The sequence below is a fragment of the Streptococcus sp. SCPM-O-B-15304 (M98) genome (genome assembly GCF_058200215.1).
Genome location: NZ_JBYQGQ010000003.1, coordinates 24966 through 39693, shown reverse-complemented (window position 1 = coordinate 39693; position 14728 = coordinate 24966). Strand labels below are relative to the sequence as shown.

Here is a 14728-nt window from a genome sequence, read left to right as displayed (position 1 = left end):
GGTAGTATATGCGAATTGGTTTATTTACAGATACTTATTTCCCGCAGGTCTCGGGTGTTGCGACCAGTATTCGAACCTTAAAAACAGAACTTGAAAAGCAAGGCCATGCCGTCTTTATCTTTACAACAACAGACAAGGATGTTAATCGTTATGAAGACTGGCAGATTATCCGTATCCCTAGTGTTCCTTTCTTTGCCTTTAAGGATCGTCGTTTCGCCTATCGTGGATTTACGAAAGCTCTTGAGATAGCAAAGCAATACAAGCTGGATATTATTCATACGCAGACCGAATTTTCTCTTGGTTTATTAGGGATTTGGATAGCGCGTGAGTTGAAAATCCCTGTTATACATACCTATCATACCCAGTACGAGGATTATGTTCACTATATCGCTAAAGGGATGTTGATTCGTCCAGGTATGGTCAAGTATCTTGTGAGGGGCTTCCTTCATGATGTTGATGGTGTGATTTGTCCGAGTGAAATTGTGCGCGACCTTCTATCAGATTATAAGGTCAAAGTTGAAAAGCGTGTTATTCCTACAGGGATTGAGCTAGCCAAGTTTGAACGACCAGAGATTGGACCAGAACATATCGCAGACTTACGGGTTAAACTAGGTATTAAGGAAGATGAAAAGATGCTTCTTAGCCTTTCGCGTGTTTCTTACGAGAAGAACATTCAAGCCGTTCTGGCAGCATTTCCAGATGTTCTAAAAGAAGAGCAAAATGTTAAATTAGTCGTAGCTGGAGATGGTCCTTATCTGGAAAATCTCAAGGAGCAAGCATCAGATTTAAAGATTCAAGATTCTGTTATCTTTACTGGTATGGTTGCCCCGAGTGAGACAGCGCTCTATTATAAGGCGGCTGACTTCTTTATCTCAGCTTCAACTAGTGAAACTCAAGGCTTGACCTATCTTGAAAGTCTTGCAAGTAAGACTCCGGTAATAGCTCATGGAAATCCCTATCTTGATAACCTCATCAATCATAAAATGTTTGGAACGCTTTATTATGAAGAGAGAGATCTAGCAGGGGCTATTTTAGAAGCTTTAATTGCAACTCCAAAGATGGATGAGAAACTTTTGGCTGAAAAATTGTATGAAATTTCGGCTGAGAATTTTGCTAAGAGAGTGCATGAATTCTATCTAGATGTTATTATTTCAAATAATTTTGAAAAAGAATTGACTGCAGATGAACCTGTTACGAAACGCATTTTAAAGACAGTATTCTATATACCACAACAAGCAGTGTCTATGCCAGTCAAGGGTTCAAGACGTATGTTGAAAGCTTCTAGAAAACAGTTGAGTCATTTAAGAAAATATTTGAACGATTAATCGAATCAAAGAAAGGAAAAAAAATGAAAAAGAAATTTATGAGAAGTGGTAGAGATCAAAAAATCGGTGGTGTATGCGCTGGTTTAGCTAATTATTTTGATATTGATCCTACAATTGTACGTGTGATTTGGGGAGTTCTAGCTTTCTGTTATGGTGCTGGACTTATTGCTTACTTGATTTTGTGGGCAATCGCTCCTGTATCAGATGAATTTTAAGAATAGTAAAGGAGAAAAAATGGCATTTGGTGATAATGGGAAACGTAAAAAAACTTTCTTTGAAAAACTAACAATGTTTGTCGTTTTGATTATGTTATTTGTAACCCTAGCAGGTATCTTTGCTACAGCCATAGGTGTATTTAGCAGATTTTAAAATGCTAGATTTTCTAGCAAGTTGTAATAGTTGGTGACTGGGATTTCCCAGCCCTTTTTAGAGTGAGAAAAGAATATGAGTATGTTTTTAGATACAGCCAAGATCAAGGTCAAGGCTGGAAATGGTGGCGATGGGATGGTTGCCTTTCGCCGTGAAAAATACGTCCCTAATGGCGGTCCATGGGGAGGTGATGGAGGCCGTGGTGGTAACGTTGTCTTTGTTGTAGATGAAGGTTTACGTACCCTGATGGACTTCCGTTACAATCGTCATTTCAAAGCCCAATCGGGTGAAAAAGGGATGACCAAAGGAATGCATGGTAGAGGAGCAGAGGACTTGATTGTTCGAGTGCCTCAAGGTACAACTGTACGTGATGCAGAAACTGGAAAAGTTATCACTGACTTGATTGAGCACGGCCAAGAGTTTATTGTTGCTCACGGTGGTCGTGGTGGTCGCGGAAATATCCGTTTTGCAACACCTAAAAATCCTGCGCCAGAAATCTCAGAAAATGGAGAACCTGGTCAAGAACGTGAATTACAGTTAGAACTTAAGATTCTTGCTGATGTTGGTTTGGTTGGATTCCCTTCAGTTGGAAAATCAACTCTGCTCAGTGTAATTACCTCTGCAAAACCTAAAATTGGTGCCTACCACTTTACAACAATCGTTCCTAATCTTGGTATGGTCCGTACCCAATCAGGGGAGTCCTTTGCAGTGGCAGACCTACCTGGATTGATTGAAGGTGCTAGTCAAGGCGTGGGCTTGGGAACTCAGTTCCTTCGCCATATTGAGCGTACTCGCGTTATCCTTCACATCATCGATATGTCAGCCAGTGAAGGTCGCGATCCTTACGAAGATTATCTAGCTATTAACAAGGAGTTGGAATCTTATAACCTTCGTCTGATGGAGCGTCCCCAAATCATTGTCGCTAATAAGATGGATATGCCAGAGAGTCAAGAAAATCTCGAAGAATTCAAGAAAAAATTGGCAACTAACTTTGATGAGTTCGAGGAATTACCAGCAATCTTCCCAATATCAGGTTTGACCAAACAAGGTTTAGCACCTTTACTAGATGCAACAGCAGATCTTCTTGATAAGACTCCAGAATTCCTTCTTTATGACGAGTCAGAAATGGAAGAAGAAGTTTATTATGGCTTTGATGAAGAAGAAAAACCATTTGAAATTAGTCGTGATGATGATGCAACTTGGGTACTTTCAGGTGAAAAACTCATCAAACTCTTTAACATGACTAACTTTGACCGTGATGAGTCTGTTATGAAGTTTGCTCGTCAGTTGCGTGGCATGGGAGTTGATGAAGCTCTCCGTGCCCGTGGCGCCAAGGATGGAGATTTGGTTCGTATCGGTAAGTTTGAGTTTGAATTTGTGGACTAGGAGATAGCTATGGGAGATAAACCGATATCTTTCCGTGATGCTGATGGAAATTTTGTTTCTGCAGCAGATGTCTGGAATGAGAAGAAGTTAGAAGAACTGTTTAATCGCCTCAATCCAAATAGAGCTTTGAGACTAGCAAGAACTAAAAAGCAAGCTGAAAATAGCAAATCATAAAATAAACCCGTGATGAAAGTCATCACGGGTTTTTGTTACCGATCAAAAAATAGAGGTGGTGCAAATTGTTTGAGGCGTTCAAAGCAAGATTGAGCTTGCTCCTTATCCTCGCAGATAACCAAACAGACATCATTTCCACAGATAGTAGCGACTATTTCAGGAAAATTTAGGGCGTCCAAGATAGATCCGAAGGATTGTGCCAAACCTGGATAGGTTTTGATAACAACTTGGTGTTGGACGGGTTGCATCATGTAGAGGGCTTCCTCCATATAGACTTCTAGCCGTTTTTCCCACTTGGATGTAGAGCCAGTGTTGATTGAATAATAGGAGTGTTCACCTTCACGAATCTTAGAAAGATTCATCAGGTTAATGTCTCTTGAAAGTGTTGCTTGTGTGACCTGTACTCCGTTTTCAATCAGTAGTTCTTGTAATTCAGTTTGGGTATGAATTTTTTGTTTAGTGATTAGGGCTCGGATGAGCTGGTGTCTTTGCTCGGCTTTGTTCATCTACAGTTACCTCCCTTTGAAAAGGTATCTCAAGATTGGACTGTGCAAGGTCGACAGTCAAGTGATAGTCTGTATTGTCACGTACAGTAATCTCAAAGTCTGTAGTATAAAGAACGAGACGTACTGTATCGCCTTCTTTTAGTTTGTAAATAGTTGGTTGGAGTTCAAATTGAAATTCCATCCATTCATCCGGTTTAACTTCCTCAATTTTCAATAAATCATGACGATTTTGAAGATTGAGATGGCCTTTGGTGATAACGCGCTGTGCATTTGGGCTAAATGGTAGCTCGCAAAGATTTTCCAGCATGTGGTAACGACCATTATCAATAGTACGAGCAGACAAGACTCCTGGATACGGTTGTAGGTATTTCTTTTGACCAAGTTCGAGAAGTTGTGCAGATAGTAAGCCTTTATTTGTACTTGATTTGAGACGGAGGTTTAGTTTAACACGCCCATTAAGATGAAGGTCTTCTGTCACTGGCAGGTCAATAGTTACCTGATTGACTTTCCCTTGATAGAGTTCATTGTTAAAGGTTTGGTAGGTCTTTCCAAAACGTTCAAAGTCTGAGTCTTGATAGTGGTTTTCAATGACAGCTTCTTCGGTACCTAATGTGAAAGTTTTTTGGTCAGTTTGATTTCCAAAATCTTCAAGAGTCATCCATGTTTGAGGAGCTGTATTGTCTTGCCAAACGACTCTTGGAAGTTGGTAGTCAGTGTTTTGACCCAATAATTTCTGCGTCAAAAGAGCATTCATGGATTCACGGAAATCAATAGACTGCCAGTTGTTCATATAAACATGGGCACCGTTATGATAAAAGAGATGTTTCTTAATATTGCTTGGAAGAGCATTGAACATTTGATAGACATGAAGTGGTTTTACATTCCAGTCTTGCGAACCGTGGGTAAAGACAACTTCAGCCTTAACTTTTTCAGCATTGAGTAGGTAGTTTCTGTCATGCCAAAATTGGTTATAATCACCCGTTTTACGGTCTAGATTTTTCTTGAGTTCTTCTATAGATTCTTTATGAGCTTCGTTTCCACGAATAAAGTCACCTGCTAAGAGATTACGAGAATAAGTTAATTCATCTAATGAATCGAAGTCCTCTCCTGGATAGCCACCAGGGCTTGTTACCAGACCATTTTCTCGATAATAGTTGTACCAAGAAGAAATACCTGCTTCAGCAATAATGACTTCTAAACCATCAACTCCTGTAGTGGCAAGACCATTAGACATTGTTCCTAGATAAGAAAGACCAGTAGTGGCAACTTTTCCATTTGACCAGTCAGCCTTGACCTGACGTTTACGACTGTGGTCTGTGAAGGCACGACAACGACCATTGAGCCAATCAATGACATTTTTATAGGCTTCAACTTGTCGGTAATCTCCGTTGGTCATTTGACCTTGAGAATCCTTGGTTCCAAGACCAGATACGTAGATATTTGCAAATCCTCTTGGAAGGAAGTAGTCATTAAGTGTGTAGCTGCTATTGATATGAGTGAGTTTTTCTTCAGCTTCTGGAACGAATTCAGCTTCTCCAACAGGTTCAACCAAGTCTAATGTTGGTTTTTCTAGAGAAATTTCATGCGGTTCCTTGACTTCTAGCTCAGCTTCCATTTTGTAAAGAGCTTTATCGCTTGCTTTATCATTGGTTCCTTGATGGTAAGGACTTGCCGTCATAACAGCTGGAATTTTGCCGTGGTAAGATGGACGAATAATGTTTACCTTGATAAGATCTGGCAGTCCATCATTATCAGAATCAATACGACTTTCCACATAAACAACTTCCCGAATAGCATTGTTTGCAGAAAAGGTTGCCAAGCTCTTGCCATTGAAGTAGTGGTAATCATTGTTCTCAGGGATAAGACCATCGCTAACCAATTGATCGATCAAGGTATTTCCCTTTTTAGTGCGCGTGTTAAGGAGTTGATAGAGATTGTCAATCAAATCTCCGTATACAATTGGGAATGCTGTTTCTTTATGAAAAGCAAGACCATCTTCAAAGTCTGTCAAGTAACTGAAACCAAGCAACTGAAAGGCAACAGTATAGAAAATTTCTGCAGTTAATTCACGATCAGAATTGAAGAAAGTGAGCAGATCAGTTTCTTTATCAACCGCTAAAGTTGAGAGGGGATAATCTGTATTTTTGTAATTGAAAAAACAAGTTCTAACAAAAGCTTCAAACAGTTCTTTATCAGAATTTGATTGGTCAAGCTTGAATCCAAGGCTGGATAATTCCTGTAAAGCTTCTTTCTGGCTTACAGGATAGTAACTGAATTGATTAAAACGCATAGATGCCTCCTTTGAAGAATCATTAAATTTATTATATCAAAAAAGTAGGGAAAATGATAGAAGCAGCTGGTTTGTAAAGGCTAAATTGCTAATTTTCTAATAGAGTTTAAGAGAGTGTTTTAACAAGCCCTATCTTGATTTTTTGAGTATCCTAAAAGGTTATGCTATACTAGAAATATGTTAGATTTGGAGAAATATGGTGTGACCATGTGGGAAGAGGACAAGATTCTCTCTTTCCGTCAAAAACTATTAGCCTGGTATGACGAAAATAAGCGGGATTTACCTTGGAGACGGAGTAAGAATCCTTACCATATCTGGGTATCTGAAATTATGTTGCAGCAGACTCGAGTTGATACCGTCATTCCCTATTATGAACGTTTTTTAGACTGGTTTTCGACTGTAGAGAGTTTAGCAAATGCACCTGAGGAACGCTTATTAAAAGCCTGGGAAGGACTTGGCTATTATTCTCGTGTTCGTAATATGCAAACAGCTGCTCAACAGATTATGAATGAATTTGAAGGCAAGTTCCCGTCTACTTATGAAGGTATTTCAAGCTTAAAAGGGATTGGTCCATATACAGCTGGTGCAATTTCTAGTATTGCCTTTAACCTTCCGCAGCCTGCAGTAGATGGCAATGTCATGCGTGTTTTGGCACGTTTATTTGAAGTCAATCATGATATTGGAAATCCTAGCAATCGAAAAATATTTCAAGCGATGATGGAAGTTCTGATAGACCCTGATCGTCCAGGTGATTTCAATCAGGCTTTGATGGATTTAGGTTCAGATATTGAGGCTCCTGTTAATCCAAGACCGGAGGAGAGTCCTGTTAAGGAGTTCAGTGCTGCTTACCAACATGGGACCATGGATCGCTATCCTATCAAGGCTCCAAAGAAAAAGCCAATCCCTATTTATCTAAAGGCTCTTGTAGTACAAAATAGTCAGGGTCAGTTTTTATTAGAAAAGAATGAGAGTGAAAAACTCTTGGCTGGATTTTGGCATTTTCCCTTGATTGAAGTTGATGACTTCTCAGACCAAAATCAAGATTTGGATCTTTTTAGTCAAGTAGCGGAATCAATTTTACAGCTTGGACCATCTCCACAGGAGAGTTTTGAACAGGACTATGATCTTGAAGTTGATTGGCAAGATCTACGATTTGAAGAGGTCAAGCACATTTTTAGCCATCGTAAATGGCATATCCAGATAATTGCAGGCCGAGTTACTGAAACACAGGAATATGCAGATAGAGAAGTCCTTTGGTTAAGTCCGGAAGAATTTATCAATTATCCCCTAGCTAAACCTCAGCAAAAGATTTGGCAAGCCTACTTGAAAAGAAGCTGCTAGTATCGGTCTTTCGTGTCTTCTTTACATTTTTTTGGTATAATGAGATAAGGAAAAAGGTGACTAAATGAAAAAAATACTAATTGTAGATGATGAAAAACCCATCTCAGATATTATAAAATTTAATATGACCAAGGAAGGTTATGAAGTTGTAACTGCTTTTAATGGTCGTGAAGCTCTTGAACAATTTGAAGCTGAGCAACCAGATATTATTATCTTGGATTTGATGCTTCCAGAGATTGATGGACTTGAAGTTGCAAAAACTATTCGTAAGACAAGTAGTGTTCCTATTATCATGCTTTCAGCAAAGGACAGCGAGTTTGATAAGGTTATTGGGCTTGAACTTGGAGCGGATGACTATGTAACCAAGCCATTTTCAAATCGTGAACTACAGGCCCGTGTTAAAGCTCTTCTCCGTCGTACAGATATTGTTTCAGTTGATAACCAAGAACCTGAAACGAAATTACAAAGTCTGCAGATTGGCGATTTGGAGATTTTACCCGATGCCTACGTGGCTAAGAAATATGGTGAAGAGTTAGACCTAACCCACCGTGAATTCGAACTCTTACATCATTTAGCTTCTCATCTTGGTCAAGTTATTACCCGAGAACATCTTCTTGAAACTGTTTGGGGATATGACTATTTTGGAGATGTCCGTACAGTTGATGTAACAATTAGACGTTTGCGCGAGAAGATCGAAGACACACCAAGTAGACCTGAATACATCCTAACTCGTCGTGGAGTAGGATATTATATGAGAAATAATGATTGAAGTAATTAGACAAACAATTTTGACGAGTGACTTTATCTATATCCTCATCCTAATTGGCTTTATTTTGCTGGTGACTTTTCTCTTACTTGAGAGCCGTCGTGATAATATTCGCCTTAGACAGCTAAACCAGAAGGTTAAGGATTTGATTGCTGGTGATTATTCTCAGGTTTTGGATATGCAGGGAAGTTCAGAGATTACCAATATCACTAACAATCTTAATGATTTGTCAGAAGTAATCCGTTTGACTCAAGAAAATCTGGAACAAGAGAGTAAAAGGTTGCATAGTATCTTGTCCTACATGACAGACGGAGTACTTGCGACCAATCGTCGTGGTCAAATTATCATGATTAATGACATGGCCAAGAAACAACTTGGAGTTGAAAAGGATGATGCTCTTAATCAAAATATCTTAGAGTTGCTCAAGATTGAAGAAGAGTATGAGCTGAGAGATCTCATTACCCAAAGTCCTGAATTGATGATTTATTCCCAAAATGTGAATGGCGAGTATATCAGCTTGCGCGTGCGTTTTGCCTTGATTCGTAGAGAGTCTGGCTTTATCTCTGGTTTAGTAGCAGTTCTACATGATACGACTGAACAAGAGAAGGAAGAACGTGAGAGAAGGCTTTTCGTTTCTAACGTTAGTCATGAGTTGCGTACACCCTTGACCAGTGTAAAATCCTATCTTGAGGCCTTGGACGAAGGAGCCCTAACAGAACCAGTTGCTCCAGATTTTATCAAGGTTTCTCTGGATGAAACCAATCGTATGATGCGGATGGTGACGGACCTCTTGCACCTCTCACGGATCGACAATGAGACCAGTCACTTGGATGTTGAGTTGATTAACTTTACTGCCTTTATCACCTTTATTCTCAATCGTTTTGATAAAATGAAAAGTCAGGATGAGGAGAAGAAGTACGAGTTGGTGAGAGATTATCCGATTAACTCTGTTTGGATTGAGATTGATACGGATAAGATGACCCAGGTGATTGACAATATCCTGAATAATGCTATCAAGTATTCACCAGATGGTGGAAAAATCACTGTAAGCATGAAGACTACAGATGATCAGATGATTTTATCAATTTCGGACCAAGGGCTTGGGATTCCTAAAGAAGATCTACCAAAGATTTTTGACCGTTTTTATCGTGTTGACAAGGCAAGAAGTCGTGCTCAAGGTGGTACTGGTCTAGGACTTGCTATTGCTAAAGAAATCGTCAAACAACATAATGGATTTATCTGGGCTAAGAGTGAATACGGTAAGGGTTCAACCTTTACTATCGTACTGCCATACGATAAGGATGCCGTGAAAGAAGAGATTTGGGAGGATGAACTAGAAGACTAGAATGAGTGATATCGGTTTTAAATACAGTATTTTAGCATCGGGTTCCAGTGGAAATTCATTTTACTTGGAAACACCAAAAAAGAAAATTTTAGTAGATGCGGGCCTATCTGGCAAAAAAATTACAAGCCTTTTGAGTGAAATCAATCGTAAACCAGAGGATTTAGACGCTATCTTGATTACGCATGAACATTCAGACCATATCCACGGTGTGGGCGTTCTGGCTCGTAAGTACGGCATGGATCTTTATGCCAATGAGAAAACTTGGCAGGCTATGGAAAATAGTAAGTATCTCGGTAAGGTTGACTCATCTCAAAAGCATATTTTCGAGATGGGAAAAACCAAAACCTTTGGTGACATCGATATCGAGAGTTTCGGTGTGAGTCATGATGCAGTCGCGCCACAGTTTTATCGTTTTATGAAGGATGATAAGAGCTTTGTCATGCTGACGGATACGGGCTATGTTAGTGACCGAATGGCTGGCATTGTGGAGAACGCAGATGGCTACCTGATCGAGTCAAATCATGATGTTGAAATCCTGCGAGCTGGATCTTATGCTTGGCGACTTAAACAGCGTATCTTGTCTGACCTTGGTCACCTCTCAAATGAAGATGGAGCAGATGCTATGATTCGCACACTAGGTAATCGTACCAAGAAGATTTACCTAGGCCATTTGTCCAAGGAAAATAATATCAAAGAGCTGGCCCACATGACCATGGTTAATCAGTTAGCTCAAGCAGATCTTGGAGTTGGAGTAGACTTTCAAGTTTACGATACTTCACCAGACACTGCAACACCATTGACGGATATATAAAAAAGAAGGCACAAGCCTTCTTTTTTATAGACTATTTTACAAGCCAGCAAATTCTTTGATTTCTTGAGCTGACATTGAAGAGTCGCAACGGACATTGATTTGTCCATTTGCAACATGGACGAATCCTGGTACAGTAGGGATTTCATAGCGTGAGCGGAAGTCTTGTAAAGCTTCAAGTTGACTTGGCTCTTCGCTATTGATGAAGTAGATGTGCGCTTTGGATTCAGCCACCACACCAGCCAATGTACCAGCAAATTTACGGCAATAAGGACAAGTTTTGCGTCCGATAAAGAAAGTTGCTGTTTCTTGATTGTCAAGTGCTTCTTGAGCACGCGCTACAGTTGTAACTTCAAGATCTTTGATGTTTTCTAAAAATTGTTCCATGAGATTACCTCGCTTTCATTGATATGTCTAGTATGCCATAAAGTTTCTAAAATTGCTCAGTTTTGATACGCGAATAGATGGTGGTGCAGAAATCAGTAAACTAAGTCTGATTTTCTAGTCCTATATTCCTGTGTCTTTAAAAATATAGAAACTGAAGTTTTGCTCAAAAGAGCTAAAAGAAGACATAAATTACAGTCAGCTTTTACTTCATCATCAAGAATAAAGGTCAGGATTTTTCCCGACCTTTATATAGTTGCTTTATTTTACAAAGGCATTGATTTCAGCTTCGATGTTAGCAATCTTAGCTTGTGAATCTTCGTTGCTTTCACCAACAACTGCAATGTAGAACTTGATTTTTGGTTCTGTACCTGAAGGACGAACTGCAATCCATGAACCATCTGCAAGAGTGTATTTCAATACATCACTTGGAGGAGTTGTCAAGGTTGTTACAGTGCCATCAGCTGCAGTAGATGTTTGTGCTTTGAAGTCTTCAGTGGTTGAAACTGCTGTTGCGTTAAATTCTTTTGGACCATTTTCACGGAATTTAGCCATAATTGCTTTGATTTGCTCAGCACCGTCAACACCAGAAAGAGTAACAGAGATTGTTTTTTCAGCATAGTAGCCGTACTCTTTGTAGATTTCTTCGATACCATCTGCAAGAGTCAAACCACGAGAGCGGTAGTAGGCAGCAAGTTCAGCAACGACAAGAACAGCTTGGATAGCATCTTTATCACGCACGAATGGTTTAATCAAGTAACCAAAGCTTTCTTCAAATCCCATCATGTAAGTGTGGTTGTGTTTTTCTTCGAATTCTTGGATTTTTTCAGCGATAAATTTGAAACCAGTCAAGACGTTGAACATAGTTGCGCCGTAGCTTTCAGCAATCTTAGTTACCAAGTCAGTTGATACGATAGATTTGCAAAGGGCTGCATTTTCAGGAAGTGTACCAGCATTTTTGTGAGCTTCCAAAATGTACTTAGCCATGATGGCACCGATTTGGTTCCCTGAAAGGTTAAGGTAGCTTCCGTCTTTTTGAAGGACTTCAACACCGACACGGTCAGCGTCAGGGTCAGTTGCGACAAGCACATCAGCCCCTACTTGGCGACCAAGTTCTTCTGCAAGGGCAAAGGCTGCTTGGCTTTCTGGGTTTGGAGATTTAACAGTTGAGAAGTCTGGGTCTGGAGTAGCTTGAGCTTCAACAACTTGAACTGAGTCGAATCCTGCTTGTGCAAGAGCACGACGCGCCAACATTTCACCAGTACCGTGAAGAGGAGTGTAGACAATCTTCATGTCCTTACCAAACTCTTCAATCAAATCTGGGTTGATGTTCACATCTTTGACTTCTTTGAGATATTCGGTATCGACTGCTTCGCCAATAACTTCAATCAAACCAGATGCTTTTTCAGCTTCTACATCAGCAACTTCAATAGCAAATGGATTTTCGATAGCACGGATATAAGTTGTCAAAGCATCCGCATCGTGTGGAGGCATTTGACCACCATCTTCTCCGTAAACCTTGTAACCATTAAATGGAGCAGGATTGTGGCTAGCAGTAATCATGATACCTGCGAAGCAGTTGAGGTGACGAACAGCAAATGAAAGCTCTGGTGTTGGACGGAGACTTTCAAAAACATAAGATTTAATACCGTGTTTAGCAAGAACTGCTGCAGATTCAAAGGCAAATTCTGGAGAGAAGTGACGGCTATCATAAGCGATGGCTACACCACGTTCTTTTTCGTTTCCACCTTTTGACTCAATCAAACGAGCCAAACCTTCAGTTGCTTGACGGACAACGTAGATGTTAATGCGGTTAGTACCAGCACCAATCAATCCACGCATACCTGCAGTACCAAACTCAAGATTGGTATAGAATGCGTCTTCTTTAGTTTTCTCGTCCATGTTTTCCAAATCATGACGAAAGTAGTCTGGAAGTTCTGCGAAATCAACCCATTTTTGGTAGTTTTCTTGGTAAGACATAGGAAATCTCCTTTAATATATAATCTAATCGCTTACATTATACCACGATTTGTAGTTTTAGTAAAACGTTAGCATGAGTTTCTGAAATAGTTATGAAATATACCCAAACCACAAGTCTTGAACGGCTTACCGAAACATGCTATACTAACTGTATGATTATTTTACAAGCTAATAAAATTGAACGTTCTTTTGCTGGAGAGGTTCTTTTTGATAATATAAACCTACAAGTAGATGAAAGAGATCGCATTGCTCTCGTTGGGAAAAATGGTGCTGGAAAGTCTACTTTGCTCAAGATATTGGTTGGAGAAGAGGAGCCAACCACTGGTGAAATCAATAAGAAAAAAGATATTTCCCTCTCTTATCTAGCACAGGATAGTCGCTTTGAGTCTGAAAATACAATTTACGATGAAATGCTACATGTATTTGATGATTTGCGTCGGACTGAAAGACAACTTCGACAGATGGAGTTGGACATGGGTGAAAAGACTGGTGCAGAATTAGACAAACTTATGTCTGACTACGATCGCCTATCAGAAAATTTCCGTCAGGCTGGAGGATTTACCTATGAAGCCGATATTCGCTCTATCTTAAATGGATTCAAGTTTGACGAGTCCATGTGGCAGATGCGAATCGCTGAGCTTTCCGGTGGTCAAAATACTCGTTTAGCCCTTGCCAAAATGCTCCTTGAAAAGCCTAATCTCTTGATCTTGGACGAGCCGACTAACCATCTAGATATTGAAACGATTGCCTGGTTAGAAAACTATTTGGTCAACTACAGTGGTGCTTTAATTATCGTCAGCCACGACCGTTATTTCCTCGATAAGGTTGCGACCATAACACTCGACTTAACCAAACATTCTTTGGACAGATATGTAGGAAACTACTCAAGTTTTATGGAGCAGAAGGAGCAGAAGCTCGTAACTGAAGCTAAAAACTACGAAAAGCAGCAGAAGGAAATTGCTGCCTTAGAAGACTTTGTTAACCGAAATCTTGTTCGAGCATCAACAACCAAACGTGCTCAATCTCGACGCAAGCAACTGGAGAAAATGGAGCGTTTGGACAAGCCTGAAGCTGGTAAAAAGTCAGCTAATATGACCTTCCATTCTGATAGGGTATCTGGTAATGTCGTTTTGACAGTTGAAAATGCTGCTATTGGCTATGATGGTGAAATCTTATCAGAGCCTATCAACCTCGACCTTCGTAGGATGAACGCTATTGCCATTGTTGGTCCGAATGGGATTGGAAAGACAACCTTTATCAAGTCTATTGTGGACCAAATTCCCTTTATCAAGGGTGAAAAGCGCTTTGGTGCTAATGTTGAGGTTGGTTACTATGACCAGACTCAGAGCAAACTGACACCGAGCAATACAGTCTTAGACGAACTCTGGAATGATTTTAAATTGACACCTGAACTTGAAATCCGTAATCGCCTAGGTGCCTTCCTTTTTTCTGGTGACGATGTTAAGAAATCTGTTGGGATGCTATCAGGTGGAGAGAAAGCTCGATTGCTTCTAGCTAAACTTTCCATGGAAAACAACAACTTCTTGATTCTCGATGAACCGACCAACCACTTGGACATCGATAGCAAGGAAGTTCTGGAAAATGCACTGATTGACTTTGATGGAACTCTTCTTTTTGTCAGTCACGACCGTTATTTCATCAACCGTGTAGCTACACATGTTCTGGAATTGTCCGAAAATGGTTCTACCCTCTATTTGGGAGATTATGACTATTATGTTGAGAAAAAAACAGAGCTGGCAACTAGTCAAGAGGAAGAAGCGGCGGCTTATAGCCAAGAAAAAGAAGCTTCTCCAGTTAATGACTATCAAGCCCAAAAAGAGAGTCAAAAAGAACTTCGTAAGTTGATGAGACAAATCGAAAACCTAGAGGCAGAAATCGAAGAACTGGAAACGCAAGCCCAAGCTATCTCTGAACAAATGCATACCACCAATGATGCAGATAAACTCATGGAATTGCAGGCAGAGCTGGATAAAATCAGCCACCGTCAGGAAGAAGCTATGCTTGAGTGGGAAGAATTATCGGAGCAGGTGTAA

The 14728-nt window shown here is 40.0% G+C and carries 14 protein-coding genes; 10 read left to right on the top strand and 4 right to left on the bottom strand.

Annotated features, from left to right (window positions below):
* Positions 1-8: 8 nt before the first annotated feature.
* The 5 genes from AC3E7H_RS02490 (at position 9) to AC3E7H_RS02470 (ending at position 3254) form a co-directional block, all read left to right on the top strand.
* The gene (locus AC3E7H_RS02490; protein ID WP_075228348.1) at positions 9-1325 is read left to right on the top strand and encodes a glycosyltransferase family 4 protein; all 1317 of its coding nucleotides are present in this window, start codon (positions 9-11) and stop codon (positions 1323-1325) included.
* 23 nt (positions 1326-1348) lie between these two features.
* Positions 1349-1540 (top strand): PspC domain-containing protein, encoded by a 192-nt coding sequence (locus tag AC3E7H_RS02485; protein ID WP_000726417.1) that lies wholly within the window; start codon positions 1349-1351, stop codon positions 1538-1540.
* A 19-nt stretch (positions 1541-1559) separates the two neighbouring features.
* On the top strand, positions 1560-1694 hold the full coding sequence (locus tag AC3E7H_RS02480; protein ID WP_000863850.1) for a DUF4044 domain-containing protein: 135 nt from the start codon (positions 1560-1562) through the stop codon (positions 1692-1694).
* A 75-nt stretch (positions 1695-1769) separates the two neighbouring features.
* The gene (gene obgE, locus AC3E7H_RS02475; protein ID WP_007556074.1) at positions 1770-3080 is read left to right on the top strand and encodes a GTPase ObgE; all 1311 of its coding nucleotides are present in this window, start codon (positions 1770-1772) and stop codon (positions 3078-3080) included.
* 9 nt (positions 3081-3089) lie between these two features.
* Positions 3090-3254 carry a hypothetical protein gene (locus AC3E7H_RS02470; RefSeq protein ID WP_000502583.1) on the top strand — a complete coding sequence of 55 codons (165 nt, stop codon included), beginning with the start codon at positions 3090-3092 and terminating at the stop codon, positions 3252-3254.
* Positions 3255-3289: 35 nt separating this feature from the next.
* Here AC3E7H_RS02470 and AC3E7H_RS02465 read toward each other — a convergent pair whose 3' ends face one another.
* Both AC3E7H_RS02465 and AC3E7H_RS02460 read right to left on the bottom strand, forming a co-directional pair.
* Positions 3290-3760 carry an arginine repressor gene (locus AC3E7H_RS02465; protein ID WP_001030117.1) on the bottom strand — a complete coding sequence of 157 codons (471 nt, stop codon included), beginning with the start codon at positions 3758-3760 and terminating at the stop codon, positions 3290-3292.
* On the bottom strand, positions 3711-6050 hold the full coding sequence (locus AC3E7H_RS02460) for a Xaa-Pro dipeptidyl-peptidase (RefSeq protein ID WP_490676047.1): 2340 nt from the start codon (positions 6048-6050) through the stop codon (positions 3711-3713). The genes AC3E7H_RS02465 and AC3E7H_RS02460 overlap by 50 nt, the downstream gene beginning before the upstream one ends.
* Before the next feature lie 177 nt (positions 6051-6227).
* Here AC3E7H_RS02460 and mutY point away from each other — a divergent pair, with 177 nt between their 5' ends.
* The 4 genes from mutY to AC3E7H_RS02440 all read left to right on the top strand — a co-directional run bounded on the left by mutY (position 6228) and on the right by AC3E7H_RS02440 (position 10313).
* Entirely contained in the window at positions 6228-7391 is a 1164-nt protein-coding gene (mutY, locus tag AC3E7H_RS02455; RefSeq protein WP_490676046.1) for an A/G-specific adenine glycosylase, read from the top strand.
* A 64-nt stretch (positions 7392-7455) separates the two neighbouring features.
* Complete coding sequence (yycF, locus tag AC3E7H_RS02450) at positions 7456-8160, top strand: response regulator YycF (protein ID WP_000722070.1); 705 nt, start codon at positions 7456-7458, stop codon at positions 8158-8160.
* On the top strand, positions 8153-9502 hold the full coding sequence (gene vicK / locus AC3E7H_RS02445; RefSeq protein WP_000573602.1) for a cell wall metabolism sensor histidine kinase VicK: 1350 nt from the start codon (positions 8153-8155) through the stop codon (positions 9500-9502). Before yycF ends, vicK begins: the two co-directional genes overlap by 8 nt.
* 1 nt (position 9503) lies before the next feature.
* Positions 9504-10313, top strand: coding sequence for an MBL fold metallo-hydrolase (locus tag AC3E7H_RS02440; RefSeq protein ID WP_001279898.1), 810 nt, complete (start codon positions 9504-9506; stop codon positions 10311-10313).
* Between the two features lie 36 nt (positions 10314-10349).
* Here AC3E7H_RS02440 and AC3E7H_RS02435 read toward each other — a convergent pair whose 3' ends face one another.
* Positions 10350-10697 (bottom strand): DUF6568 family protein, encoded by a 348-nt coding sequence (locus AC3E7H_RS02435; protein WP_000434664.1) that lies wholly within the window; start codon positions 10695-10697, stop codon positions 10350-10352.
* Between the two features lie 258 nt (positions 10698-10955).
* Positions 10956-12674, bottom strand: coding sequence for a phospho-sugar mutase (locus AC3E7H_RS02430; protein ID WP_490676045.1), 1719 nt, complete (start codon positions 12672-12674; stop codon positions 10956-10958).
* A gap of 152 nt (positions 12675-12826) precedes the next feature.
* Between AC3E7H_RS02430 and AC3E7H_RS02425 the strand changes: the two genes are divergently transcribed.
* Entirely contained in the window at positions 12827-14728 is a 1902-nt protein-coding gene (locus AC3E7H_RS02425) for an ABC-F family ATP-binding cassette domain-containing protein (RefSeq protein ID WP_490676044.1), read from the top strand.

Excerpts from the sequence above, each read along its gene's own strand:
- yycF (WP_000722070.1), top strand. The coding sequence starts at position 7,456 with ATGAAAAAAATACTAATTGTAGATGATGAAAAACCCATCTCAGATATT.
- AC3E7H_RS02430 (WP_490676045.1), bottom strand. The coding sequence starts at position 12,674 with ATGTCTTACCAAGAAAACTACCAAAAATGGGTTGATTTCGCAGAACTT.
- AC3E7H_RS02480 (WP_000863850.1), top strand. The coding sequence starts at position 1,560 with ATGGCATTTGGTGATAATGGGAAACGTAAAAAAACTTTCTTTGAAAAA.
- AC3E7H_RS02460 (WP_490676047.1), bottom strand. The coding sequence starts at position 6,050 with ATGCGTTTTAATCAATTCAGTTACTATCCTGTAAGCCAGAAAGAAGCT.
- AC3E7H_RS02470 (WP_000502583.1), top strand. The coding sequence starts at position 3,090 with ATGGGAGATAAACCGATATCTTTCCGTGATGCTGATGGAAATTTTGTT.
- vicK (WP_000573602.1), top strand. The coding sequence starts at position 8,153 with ATGATTGAAGTAATTAGACAAACAATTTTGACGAGTGACTTTATCTAT.
- AC3E7H_RS02435 (WP_000434664.1), bottom strand. The coding sequence starts at position 10,697 with ATGGAACAATTTTTAGAAAACATCAAAGATCTTGAAGTTACAACTGTA.
- AC3E7H_RS02485 (WP_000726417.1), top strand. The coding sequence starts at position 1,349 with ATGAAAAAGAAATTTATGAGAAGTGGTAGAGATCAAAAAATCGGTGGT.
- obgE (WP_007556074.1), top strand. The coding sequence starts at position 1,770 with ATGAGTATGTTTTTAGATACAGCCAAGATCAAGGTCAAGGCTGGAAAT.
- AC3E7H_RS02425 (WP_490676044.1), top strand. The coding sequence starts at position 12,827 with ATGATTATTTTACAAGCTAATAAAATTGAACGTTCTTTTGCTGGAGAG.
- mutY (WP_490676046.1), top strand. The coding sequence starts at position 6,228 with ATGTTAGATTTGGAGAAATATGGTGTGACCATGTGGGAAGAGGACAAG.
- AC3E7H_RS02465 (WP_001030117.1), bottom strand. The coding sequence starts at position 3,760 with ATGAACAAAGCCGAGCAAAGACACCAGCTCATCCGAGCCCTAATCACT.
- AC3E7H_RS02490 (WP_075228348.1), top strand. The coding sequence starts at position 9 with ATGCGAATTGGTTTATTTACAGATACTTATTTCCCGCAGGTCTCGGGT.
- AC3E7H_RS02440 (WP_001279898.1), top strand. The coding sequence starts at position 9,504 with ATGAGTGATATCGGTTTTAAATACAGTATTTTAGCATCGGGTTCCAGT.